Raw genomic sequence first — 10068 nt, 5'->3', positions numbered from 1 at the left:
GTTGGAGCGGGTGGCGGGAATCGAACCCGCGCGTCAACCTTGGGAAGGTCGCAGGCTACCATTACATCACACCCGCGGCCGGACAAAACGACGCAGTTCGCGCGGTCGGAGACGATTCCTCGTCGTCGACGACGACTGCGCGGGCTGAGACGACCGGGACGAAACGGCGCGCTTGCGGGATGAACGGCACCAACAGCAACAGTTACGACGCCGCGTGAAGGCGCCTTCTTGCCCGAGCGGGGGTCGTGCGCGAACGCACAGCCGGGCAACGGCCCGGGAAGCGCCGCTCCGGCCACTCGCTAACGGGGCTTCCCGTGGGTACGTTATGAGAGACATGAAACGGTTTGCGGCCGCGCTGCTCGGCCTTTCGCTCTCGCTGGCGGGGATCGTCCCGGCGGCGGCCCAGTCCGCGTCGGACGATCAAATCGAGACGCAGATCGGGCAGCAAGAGTACCAGGCGCTTCAGAAAAAGGGCGAACTCATCGGCAGTTCGCCGTATTACGCACTTCTCAATCCCATCGCCCAGCAGATCAAACGCGTCGCGGATCCCCAGTACTACCATCCCTTTCAATTCATCCTGGTCCACGAGACGCAGCCCAACGCCTTCGCCGTCCCCGGGGGCAACGTCTACGTCACCGACTCGCTGATGAAGTTCGTGCAGAATCGCGAGGAGCTTGCCGGCGTACTCTGCCACGAGACGTCGCACGACATCCACCACGACGTCCTGCACCTCTATCAGAAGCAACAGCGCGCCGCGACCGCCTACACGATCGGCGACATCCTCGCGAACATCGCGACCGGCGGCCGCTACAGCAACACGATCGGTCAGATCGCGAACATCGGCTTCACGGTGCAGTCGCTGCGCTATTCGCGCGACGTGGAGGCCGCGGCCGACGCGAAGGGTGCGCTCACGTGCGCGCAAGCCGGCTCGAACCCGTGGGGGATGGTCTGGCTGTTCAAACGCTTTCAGACCGCCGACACCAACGCACCGCCGAACTTCCTCTCCGATCACCCCTCCGATCAGGCGCGCATCGCCGCGCTCGAGCAAGAGTTCCGCGACGATCCCGCGACCTTCGGCCGCTTCTCGTCGAACACGGCGTACGCGACGCCGCTGAACGGTGCCGGCGCGAAAACGACGTCGTATCGCCCGCTTCATTCGACGCACGGCAAGGGCAAGGGGATGTTTCCGGCCGGCTCCGGCTACAAATACTGACGGGAGGGTTGCACCCCGGCCCGCGCTAAAGCCCGGCACCGCCCGGGCTTTATTATTTCTTGCGGAGATTCCGAACTGGTGCACCCGATTCGACTCGCGATCCGTTCGCCGGGCGCCGCCGCCCTGGCAGCAGTGTTGACGACAACGCTTGCCGCGCGCGCGCAGGCGCCGACGCCGCCGGCGAAGGCGCTCGACCTCGCCAACCTCGACACCACGTGCAGAGCGTGCGACGGCTTCGTGCAGTTCGCGACCGGAGGATGGCGCAAGACGCACGCGATCCCGCCCGGAAAATCACGTTACGGCGGCTTCGACGCGCTGGCCGACGAGAATGCGCCCACCTCGCCGCGATCCTCGACGAGGTCGCGAAGAACGCCGCCGCTCCGGCGGGAAGCGACGAACAGAAGCTGCGCGATTTCCACGCGTCCGGCATGGACCAGGCGGGGATCGAGGCGGCCGGCCTCACCCCGATCCAGCCGCTGCTCGATCGGATCGCCGCGATCCGCAACGTGCCGGATCTGGTCGCGACGACGGCGGCCCTGCAGCAGGCCGCCGTCGGGACGAACCTCACCTTGAGTTCGCGCGCGGATCTGCTCGATTCGAACAAGCAGATCGCGTCGCTCGTAGTCGGCGGGCTGCTGCTCGGCGACCGCAAGTACTACCTCAACGACGACGGCAAGTATCCGTACTATCGCGGTGAATACCTCAAGTACGCCGCCGCGCAGTTCGCGAACCTCGGCGATGCCGACGCGGCGTCGGAAGCGGCGGCCGTCGTCGCGCTCGAGACCGCGTTAGCGAAGGCCATTCCGGACCGCACCGAATTCCGCGATCCGCAGCTGACCTACCATCCCACGCCGCTCTCGAAGCTGCCCGCGGTCGCACCCGACATTCCGTGGAATGCGAACTTCTCGTCGTTCCGCGCGACCGGTTTCGACACCGTGAACGTGACCCTCCCGAACGTCACCGCCGCCTAGGATCGCCTGCTCGCAATGACGCCGCTGGGCGTGTGGAAGAACAACTTGCGGCTGCACGTGATCGATGCGTACGCCGCCGACCTTCCGAAGACGTTCGACGATACGCGCTTCGCGTTCCGCAGCCGGCGTGCTGCTCGGCGTCACGACGCGCCGCCCGCGCTCGGAGATCTGCACCGTCGCGACCGACCAGTCGCTGCGCGACGTCCTCGGCCGCGTCTACGTCGCGCGCTATTTCCCAGCCGCCGCGAAGGTCCGTGCGCAGGCCCTCGTCGCGAATCTCCAGGCAACACTCGCCGACGATATCCGGACCCTCGACTGGATGTCGCCGCAGACCAAGGCCGAAGCCGAGACGAAGCTGGCCGCGTTCACCAAGAAGATCGGCTATCCGGACGTGTGGGAAGATTACGCGAAGCTCTCCGTCGCTCGCGCGCCTATGCGGCGAACCAGCTCGCCGTGGCGCGCTTCGACGCGGCGCGTCAGCTCGCGCAGATCGGCACGCCGACGAACCGCGCGCGCTGGGGGATGACGCCCTCGACGGTCAACGCCTCCTACAACCCGTCCAACAGCGAGATCGTGTTTCCGGCCGGGATCCTCGGCGGCGTCTTCTTCAACCCGGCGGCCGACGATGCGGTGAATTACGGCGCGATCGGCGCCGTCATCGGTCACGAGATGACGCACGGATTCGACGATCAGGGACGGCGCTTGCGACGCGAAGGGCAACCTGCGCGACTGGTGGACTTCCGCCGACACCGCCGCCTTCTCGCAGCGCGCGCAGTGCATCATCGACGAGTTTTCGTCATTCGAGCCGGTGCCCGGGACGCACATCATCGGCAAACAGGTGCAGGGCGAGGCGATCGCCGACCTCGGCGGCACGACGATCGCATTCAACGCGTTCATGAAGACGCCGCAGTACCAGGCCGGAAAAACGATCGACGGCTTCACACCCGCGCAGCGCTTCTTCCTAGCGTACGCGCAGGTGTGGCGGTCGATCGAGACCGACGACGCCCGGCGGCGCCAGGCCGCGACCGACCCGCACCCCGACGATGCGTATCGCGTCATCGGCACGCTCTCCAACATGCCAGAGTTCCGCACCGCGTTCGCGTGCGCCGCCGGCGACGCGATGGTGCGCGCGAACAGCTGCCGGATCTGGTAGCGGTCAGCAGCCGGATTCGAACGTTACGCTGATTACCGGATGGATCTCGATGCCGTTGGGGGCGACGCCGGTCTGCCCGTGCAGGACATCGAACATCGGGACGCCGGTGATCACCGCGACGATCGTGGTGTTGCGGTAGCCGAACTGCGCCGGCGGATCGCCCATGCAGGCCACGAACGCCTGCCGCGCCGATTGGAAGAGCGCGCCGTACCCTGACGAGCACGCGCCCGAGCATGCCGACGACGGCGGTTCGGCGATCATCGTCTCGCCCGGGTTGCCCGGATCGGCGATCACGATGTGATAGTCGTTGTCGTTCTCGATCTTCCAACCGACGATCGTCGCGCGCACCTGCACTGCCTGCAGTTCCCACGGTGCGAAGCGCACGTTGTCGGCGCGCGCCGACATCCCCTCGGAACCGGCGCGTGGACCAGTTCGTCGACGGTCGTGATGCGCACGTTGCGATCGATCTGCGAGGCGAACGGATCGCTGAGCGTCTTCACGTGCCAGCGCTCCGTCCCGCAGTGGGTCCCGCAGGTCGCCGGACCGCCGGCCTGCGGCGCGGGGATCGGCGTCGGCCCGCCGGCCGGCGTCGCCGGCGCGGCGCTCGGCGACCCCACGGGCGCGGACGTCGGCACGCCCGTGGCGGCCGGCGTCGCGGGCGCGCCGCCGCCGCTCACCGTGACGTCGTCGACGTAGAGGATCGTGAAGCGTTTCGCGTAGCCGTTGCCGTGGACGCCGAAATAGAGCCGCAGCGTTTTCCCCGCGAATGCCGAGAGATCGACGGTCTTGCGCGCCCAGCCGTTGGTCTGCAACGACGCCTGCCAGAGCGTCGCGACGGTGTTGCCTTCGTCGTCGAGCAGTTCCGCGGATTGATACGAAAACTCGGCGGAGGTCTCGTCGGTGATCCCGTTGAGCCAGAACGTCAGCACCGCGCTGACGGGGATCGTGACGCGCTGGCAGAGTCCGGCGTCACCGTCGATCTCGCCGCTCGTGCGCGAGGACGAGCCCGCGCGCATCGCATGCGTGCCGCTATGCGCCGTTGCCGTCGTCACGCGGGCGTTGACGGTACCGCACTGAGACCACGCGTGCAGCGCCGGCAGCTCGAAGCCGGGATCGCTGACGACGTTCTGCGACGGTCCTTGACCGAACGCGGCGGCCGCCGCGATCGCGACCGCCGTCACCGCCGCCGCTGCGGCCGGGGCGAATCCCCGCATCGCGCACCTCCCGAGTCCGCACTACGCCCGGGCGCTCGCGTGCGCCTCCGACGCAAGCGAAAAAAGGGCCCGCGTCATACCGGCGCGGGCTCTCCGTTTTCGCGGCGGGCGCGGTTTACTTGATCGAGGCCTTTGCGCCGGCGTCGGTGAGCTTCTTGACGATCTCCTCGGCCTCGGCCTTGGGGATGCCTTCCTTGACCGGCTTGGGCGCGCTCTCGACGAACGCTTTCGCTTCGGTGAGGCCGAGATTCGTGATCTCGCGGACGGCCTTGATGACCTTGATCTTTTCCGCGCCGAAGTCGTCGAGGACGACGTCGAATTCGGTCTTCTCGGCGGCGGGGGCGGCGGCGGCGGCGGGCGCGGCGGCGGCGGCAACCGGCGCGGCGGCGCTCACGCCGTACTTCTCTTCGAGCTGCTTGACGAGGTCGGCGAGTTCGAGGACGGTGAGTTTGTCGATCTGATCGATGAGTTCGGCGACTGCCATGATACGTGAGGCTCCTGATTACGCAGCGGGCTGATCCGCGCTCTTCTGCTCGCGGATCGCATTGAGGACGCGGACGAGTCCGCTCTGGTTGCCGGAGAGGACGGTGACGAGACCGTACAGCGGCGATTTGAGCGACCCGACGAGTTTTGCGAGCAGCTCGATTTTGGGAGGAAGTGCGGCGAGCGCCTGAACTTGCGACGCATCGACGAGTTTTCCGTCGATGTACGCAGCTTTGACGTCGACCGCTTTGGTCTGATCGGAGAAGGTCTTGAGGGCCTTCGCCGGAGCGACGGGATCGTCGCCGGCGAAGACGACGCCCGTCGGACCCGCGAGGATCGCATCGAGCTGCGAGGCGAGGTCGTCGCCTGCAGCACGCTTGAAGAGCGTGTTCTTAACGACGCCGTAGGTGCTGCCGTCTTTGCGAAGCTCGTTGCGGAGCTTCGTGATCTCTTCGACGGTCAGTCCGGCGTAGTTGGTGAAGAACAGATTCTTCGCGCCTGCGATCTTCTCGCGGAGTTCTTCGATCGTCGCTTCTTTTTTCGCGGTCGGCATCGTGTGCTCCGAGAGGGAAAGAAAAACACCTCCGCCGACACGGCGAGGCGTCTTTCGACAGGCTCGGGACGAGCCGCAAAGGCTCATCGGAGTACATCGAGAGTGCGTCCTCGGCAGGCGTGCGTTCGTGAGAGCGCACATTACCGACCCCGGTGGGAGTCGACCTGTGGTCATTGGAGCCAACGCACCTTATATCACGCACCGGGGCGTCGCGTCAACCGTGAGTGACGGAGCCCGGGCCGAGGCCGCCTTCTGGGCCGGTTTCCTGCGCAACCGCAACGTCGACGCGGGGACCGCCGGCGACGGCGCGGTCGCCGTGGCCGGGGGCTATGCTCTGTGCGTGACCGGGACCCTGCTCGACTACGCGATCGGCGCCGGCAGCGCGCGCGCGGTGCGCCCCGACGACCTCGACGTGGTGGAGGCCTTCTACGCCGCCCGGCGCCTGCCGTCGCGGTTCGAGCTCTCGGCCGCGACCCTCGAACGCGATGGGGCGCTCTTCCGCGAACGCGGCTACGGCGACGACGGGCTCGAACTCGCCGCGTTTGCCGGGACGCTCGACGTGCTGCCGCCCGAGGGCCTGGTCTCGGTGCGGACGACGACCGACCGGCGGGCGTGGACCGACCTGCTGATCCGCGGCCTGGCCGACCAGTCGATCGAGGCCGGGCTGCTGCGCCGGACCGCGGCGCTCAACGCCGCGGCGGCGCACGTCCTCGTGATCGCGTCGCTCGACGGGTCCGACATCGGCGTCGGCGCGGCCGGGATCGCGGGCGATGCAGCAGTCCTCTACTCCGGCGCGGTGCTCCCCGCGTTTCGCGGACGCGGCGCGCAGCGCGCGATGTTCGCCGCGCGCCTGTATGCGGCGGCCGGACGCGGTGCCGCGCGCGCCTTCACCAAGGGCGTCGCCGGCGGCGCGACGGCGCGCTGCGCGGCGCGCTTCGGATTCACCGGGCTCGGCACGCTGCGGAGGCTGCGCCGGCCGCCCGAATAGGCGCGCCCTACAGCGCGCCGATGCTGCGCAGAAACGTCTGCCACGGCTCCGGCGAGACCGCCAGATCGCCGCGGAACGGAAAGTCGAGTTCGAAGATCAGCACGAACGTCGACGCGATCATGCACGCAACCGCACCCGTCATGATGCGGTGCACCACGCTGTTCTGCAGCCCGAAGAGGTAGCAGAACCCGATCACGATGATCGCGCCGAGATCGAGGACGAGCCATTGAAATCCGGAGATCGCGGTCTTGTTGTCCTGCAGCCGCTGATGGCGCGCGTCGTGCAGATCCTCGACGCTTCGCAGCAGCTGCGCCTGCAGGTTCGCTTCGCCGGCGTCGGCGGGGCGGAACCGCGCGATCGCGTGGATCGTCCCGGTGATCGCCGCCTCGGCGTGCGGGCTCTCTCCGCCGTGGCGCATCGCTGGCCACTCCTCGTCGATCATCGTGCGCGCGAAGCCGACCATCGCGCCGCGCGTCTGCGCGCCAAGCGGTTCGGGGAGACCGGCGGCGGCGTGCCACACCGTCGCCGCATCGGCGGCCTCGACTCCGGCACGAGATTCGCTGCCCTCGAACTGCTGCCACACGATCGCGACGACGAAGGCGACCAGCACCGCGTAGAGCGTTCCGACGACGGCGATGATGAAGCCGCCGACCTCGTTGTGCTGGACGAAATCGATGCCGCGGAAGCGCGCGTGCACGAGCGTCAGTCCGCCGACCGCGATTGCGGCCGCGAGCGTGCACGCGACGATCAGCAGAAGCCAGGCCAGAACCCCATACAGCGCCGTCACCGCGCCGTTCTTCGCGCTCTACTCGCGTTCGCCCGCGCGCGCGCCGGAGGCGAAGCCGATCTCGGTGAGGTCGACGTCCACGCGTTTGGGCGCGCCCGCGAGGCGCGCAAGCGGGCCGGCACCCTCCGCAAACGCGCTCATTGGAATCGCGACGGCCAGGCTGCGCGTCTCGCCTGGTGCGACGTCCGCGGCGGCCGCGAACGTCGAGAGACCCAGCCGCCGGCCGGAGCGCGCATCGTACACCGTGACGCCGCCGGCGATGCGCGCGATCCGCGTGTTCCCGCGGTTTGCGAGCCGCACGACGAACCGCTCGACCGTGGCGTCCGGACCCGTGACGTCGCGTGCAGACGCGGACGCGACGCGCGCGATCGCGGCGCTGCGGCGTGCGTCCTCACGCCGGTCGCGGGCGGCGAGTTCGATCTGCTTCGCGCGCAGGCGCGGGTCGACGGCCGTCGACTGCACGGCGTTCGCTCCGTGCGCGCATCCCGACGGCACGACGACCCCCAGCACGAGCACGCCGATCGCGATCCACGCTTCGCGCATCGCCGCTCTCAGCGTTCGCGGACGTTCGATCGCGGCGTCTCGGATTCGCCGACGAGGGTCGCAGGCTTCCGACGATTCCGCACACGCATCAGCGGGACAGCGTACGCAAGAACGCGAGGTCGACCACGCCGTGCGCGGGGGCGGCGCCCGCGAGCACGGCGGCGGGCCGTCCGGGTTCGCCCAGATCGCTGAGCACGGCAGCTGCGCCGGCGAACTCCTCGCCGGCGGTGTACTCGCTGACGGTCACGATCGTCGTCAGCCCGGCGGCCCGAGCAGCGTTCAAGCCGATCGCCGAGTCCTCGAGCGCAACGGCGCACGCAGGGCTCACGCCGAGCTTCTCGAGGGCCCAACGATAGATGTCCGGTGCCGGCTTCTTGTGCGCCACGACGTCGCCGGCGGCGATGAGCGCGACCGTCGCGCGCACCTCCGGATCGCGTGCGAGTACCGCCTCGACGCCGCTCGGCGCCGCGGTCGTCGCGATCGCGACCGGAACGCCTGCCGCATGCGCTTCACACATCAGCCGCTGCACGCCGGGACGGAGCGCGATCACGGGAGCGAGCGCGGCAAAGTGGCGCTGCTTCGCCGCGTAGACGCGCGCGATGAGTCCGTCGAGTTCCGCCCCGCTCGGCGCATCCGGACGTTCGTTCGCGACGAAGTGCCGCATCCGCTCCTTGCCGCCGGCGACGGCGAGCAGTTCACCGTAACGCGCGACGTCCCACTCCCAATCGAGTCCGCATTCGGCGAACGCGCGGTTGTACGCCACGCGATGTCCGTTGCGTTCGGTCTCCGCGATGGTACCGTCGAAATCGAAGAGCAGAGCCTGCAAAAAAGCCGGAGACGTCGCGTCTCCGGCTTCGCTACGATGCATCGCGCGCGGCACTATGCCGTGGTGGCGGTCGCTTTGATGCGGGCGGGGTCGACCTTGACGCCCGGCCCCATCGTCGAGGTGAGCGTGATCGACTTGAGATACGTCCCCTTCGCGGCGGACGGCTTCGCGCGCACGATCGCGTCGAGCAGCGTCGCCAAGTTCTCGGCGAGCTGCGCTTCGTCGAACGACGCCTTGCCCACGATCGTGTGAACGATCCCGGTCTTGTCGAGACGATACTCGACCTTGCCGCTCTTGATCTCCCGCACCGCGTTGCCGATGTTCGGCGTCACGGTACCGGACTTCGGATTCGGCATCTTCTGCGCGAGGATGCGCCCGAGTTCCTTACCGATCGACGGCATCATATCCGGCGTCGCGACGGCGACGTCGAAGTCGGCGAAGCCGCCTTTGACGCGCTCGATCAGATCGGCTTCACCGACGACGTCGGCGCCTGCGGCTTCCGCCGCACGCGCGGCATCGCCCTTCGCAAACGCGATCACGCGCACGCTGCGGCCGGTGCCGTGCGGAAGATTGACGGTGCCGCGGACGTTCTGATCCGACTTCTTCGGATCGACGCCGAGCTTGATGTGAATCTCGACCGTTTCGTTAAACTTGGCGGTCGCGTTCTTCTTCACGATCGCGGCGGCGTCGGCGGGCGCGTAGAGCGCGTCGCGATCGAAAGCGGCGACGATGTTGTTGAAACGCTTGCCGTGCTTGCGCATCAGGCTTCCACCTCGACGCCCATCGAACGCGCCGTTCCGGCGACGATCTTTGCGGCCGCAGCGGGATCGTTCGCGTTGAGATCGGGCATCTTGGCCGCCGCGATCTCCGCGACTTGCGAGCGGGTCAGCTTCCCGACCTTGTTGCGGTTGGGCTCTTTCGACCCGGACTCGAGCCCGAGCGCACGCTTGATCAGGAACGACGCCGGCGGCGTCTTCGTGATGAACGTGAACGTGCGGTCTTCGAAGACCGTGATCTCGACCGGGATGATGAAGCCTTCTTGGGCCTTCGTCCGGTCGTTGTACTGCTTGCAGAAGTCCATGATGTTGAGCGAGTAGGGGCCCAACGCAGGACCGACGGGCGGCGCAGGCGTCGCCTTCCCGGCGGGAAGAGCGAGTCCGATCTTCCCGACAACTTTCTTGGCCACGGTATCCCTTTCGACGCATGCCGGACGCCGAAGCGGCCCGCACGGATCTTCCCCGATGAACTGAGCCCGCCGCCGGGGTCGTCGGCCGGGCGCAAGTCGCTATCTTACCACGCTCCTCCGGCACCGGCAAGCCGCGCGATCCGGGCGTACG

At 68.1% G+C, this 10068-nt stretch carries 14 protein-coding genes, 1 tRNA gene and 2 pseudogenes; 7 read left to right on the top strand and 10 right to left on the bottom strand.

Annotated elements, in window-relative coordinates:
* Positions 1–2: 2 nt before the first annotated feature.
* Positions 3–76: transfer RNA gene (locus WPS_RS07470), tRNA-Gly, on the bottom strand.
* Between the two features lie 258 nt (positions 77–334).
* Between WPS_RS07470 and WPS_RS07465 the strand changes: the two genes are divergently transcribed.
* The 6 genes and pseudogenes from WPS_RS07465 (at position 335) to WPS_RS07450 (ending at position 3337) form a co-directional block, all read left to right on the top strand.
* Entirely contained in the window at positions 335–1213 is an 879-nt protein-coding gene (locus WPS_RS07465) for a M48 family metallopeptidase (RefSeq protein WP_317997196.1), read from the top strand.
* A gap of 78 nt (positions 1214–1291) precedes the next feature.
* Positions 1292–1495 (top strand): annotated as a pseudogene (locus WPS_RS18140) (hypothetical protein); the annotation flags it as partial.
* Entirely contained in the window at positions 1471–2184 is a 714-nt protein-coding gene (locus tag WPS_RS07460; RefSeq protein ID WP_317997195.1) for a M13 family metallopeptidase, read from the top strand. The pseudogene WPS_RS18140 and the gene WPS_RS07460, both read left to right, overlap by 25 nt.
* Positions 2185–2248: 64 nt before the next feature.
* A complete protein-coding gene (locus WPS_RS07455) occupies positions 2249–2710 on the top strand; it encodes a hypothetical protein (protein WP_317997194.1) in 462 nt (153 codons plus the stop codon).
* Positions 2707–2895 (top strand): annotated as a pseudogene (locus WPS_RS18135) (M13-type metalloendopeptidase); the annotation flags it as partial. The gene WPS_RS07455 and the pseudogene WPS_RS18135, both read left to right, overlap by 4 nt.
* On the top strand, positions 2873–3337 hold the full coding sequence (locus WPS_RS07450; protein ID WP_317997513.1) for a M13-type metalloendopeptidase: 465 nt from the start codon (positions 2873–2875) through the stop codon (positions 3335–3337). The pseudogene WPS_RS18135 and the gene WPS_RS07450, both read left to right, overlap by 23 nt.
* 3 nt (positions 3338–3340) lie before the next feature.
* Here WPS_RS07450 and WPS_RS07445 read toward each other — a convergent pair whose 3' ends face one another.
* The 4 genes from WPS_RS07445 to rplJ all read right to left on the bottom strand — a co-directional run bounded on the left by WPS_RS07445 (position 3341) and on the right by rplJ (position 5587).
* A complete protein-coding gene (locus WPS_RS07445; protein ID WP_317997193.1) occupies positions 3341–3691 on the bottom strand; it encodes a hypothetical protein in 351 nt (116 codons plus the stop codon).
* Positions 3628–4551: a hypothetical protein gene (locus tag WPS_RS07440; RefSeq protein WP_317997192.1), complete on the bottom strand. Its 924-nt coding sequence runs from the start codon at positions 4549–4551 to the stop codon at positions 3628–3630. Before WPS_RS07440 ends, WPS_RS07445 begins: the two co-directional genes overlap by 64 nt.
* Positions 4552–4666: 115 nt before the next feature.
* Complete coding sequence (gene rplL / locus WPS_RS07435) at positions 4667–5035, bottom strand: 50S ribosomal protein L7/L12 (protein ID WP_317997191.1); 369 nt, start codon at positions 5033–5035, stop codon at positions 4667–4669.
* 18 nt (positions 5036–5053) lie between these two features.
* Entirely contained in the window at positions 5054–5587 is a 534-nt protein-coding gene (gene rplJ, locus WPS_RS07430; protein ID WP_317997190.1) for a 50S ribosomal protein L10, read from the bottom strand.
* A gap of 220 nt (positions 5588–5807) precedes the next feature.
* Here rplJ and WPS_RS07425 point away from each other — a divergent pair, with 220 nt between their 5' ends.
* Positions 5808–6575, top strand: a complete 768-nt coding sequence (locus WPS_RS07425; protein ID WP_317997189.1) for a hypothetical protein — start codon at positions 5808–5810, stop codon at positions 6573–6575.
* 7 nt (positions 6576–6582) lie between these two features.
* Here the strand turns inward: WPS_RS07425 and WPS_RS07420 are convergent, their stop codons facing one another.
* From WPS_RS07420 to rplK, 5 genes are all read right to left on the bottom strand, one after another.
* Complete coding sequence (locus WPS_RS07420; RefSeq protein ID WP_317997188.1) at positions 6583–7362, bottom strand: bestrophin-like domain; 780 nt, start codon at positions 7360–7362, stop codon at positions 6583–6585.
* 18 nt (positions 7363–7380) lie between these two features.
* Entirely contained in the window at positions 7381–7905 is a 525-nt protein-coding gene (locus WPS_RS07415) for a hypothetical protein (RefSeq protein ID WP_317997187.1), read from the bottom strand.
* Between the two features lie 88 nt (positions 7906–7993).
* On the bottom strand, positions 7994–8731 hold the full coding sequence (locus tag WPS_RS07410) for an HAD-IA family hydrolase (RefSeq protein WP_317997186.1): 738 nt from the start codon (positions 8729–8731) through the stop codon (positions 7994–7996).
* A gap of 53 nt (positions 8732–8784) precedes the next feature.
* Positions 8785–9492, bottom strand: a complete 708-nt coding sequence (gene rplA / locus WPS_RS07405; RefSeq protein WP_317997185.1) for a 50S ribosomal protein L1 — start codon at positions 9490–9492, stop codon at positions 8785–8787.
* The gene (gene rplK / locus WPS_RS07400) at positions 9492–9917 is read right to left on the bottom strand and encodes a 50S ribosomal protein L11 (RefSeq protein ID WP_317997184.1); all 426 of its coding nucleotides are present in this window, start codon (positions 9915–9917) and stop codon (positions 9492–9494) included. Before rplK ends, rplA begins: the two co-directional genes overlap by 1 nt.
* Between the last annotated feature and the right edge of the window lie 151 nt (positions 9918–10068).

Source organism: Vulcanimicrobium alpinum (assembly GCF_027923555.1).
Lineage (GTDB): Bacteria > Vulcanimicrobiota > Vulcanimicrobiia > Vulcanimicrobiales > Vulcanimicrobiaceae > Vulcanimicrobium > Vulcanimicrobium alpinum.
The sequence above is the reverse complement of the archived record's forward strand: the minus strand, read 5'-3'. Positions and strand labels throughout refer to the sequence as shown.

Excerpts from the sequence above, each read along its gene's own strand:
- WPS_RS07465 (WP_317997196.1), top strand. The coding sequence starts at position 335 with ATGAAACGGTTTGCGGCCGCGCTGCTCGGCCTTTCGCTCTCGCTGGCG.
- rplL (WP_317997191.1), bottom strand. The coding sequence starts at position 5,035 with ATGGCAGTCGCCGAACTCATCGATCAGATCGACAAACTCACCGTCCTC.
- WPS_RS07460 (WP_317997195.1), top strand. The coding sequence starts at position 1,471 with ATGGCGCAAGACGCACGCGATCCCGCCCGGAAAATCACGTTACGGCGG.
- WPS_RS07455 (WP_317997194.1), top strand. The coding sequence starts at position 2,249 with ATGCGTACGCCGCCGACCTTCCGAAGACGTTCGACGATACGCGCTTCG.
- WPS_RS07440 (WP_317997192.1), bottom strand. The coding sequence starts at position 4,551 with ATGCGGGGATTCGCCCCGGCCGCAGCGGCGGCGGTGACGGCGGTCGCG.
- WPS_RS07415 (WP_317997187.1), bottom strand. The coding sequence starts at position 7,905 with ATGCGCGAAGCGTGGATCGCGATCGGCGTGCTCGTGCTGGGGGTCGTC.
- rplJ (WP_317997190.1), bottom strand. The coding sequence starts at position 5,587 with ATGCCGACCGCGAAAAAAGAAGCGACGATCGAAGAACTCCGCGAGAAG.
- rplA (WP_317997185.1), bottom strand. The coding sequence starts at position 9,492 with ATGCGCAAGCACGGCAAGCGTTTCAACAACATCGTCGCCGCTTTCGAT.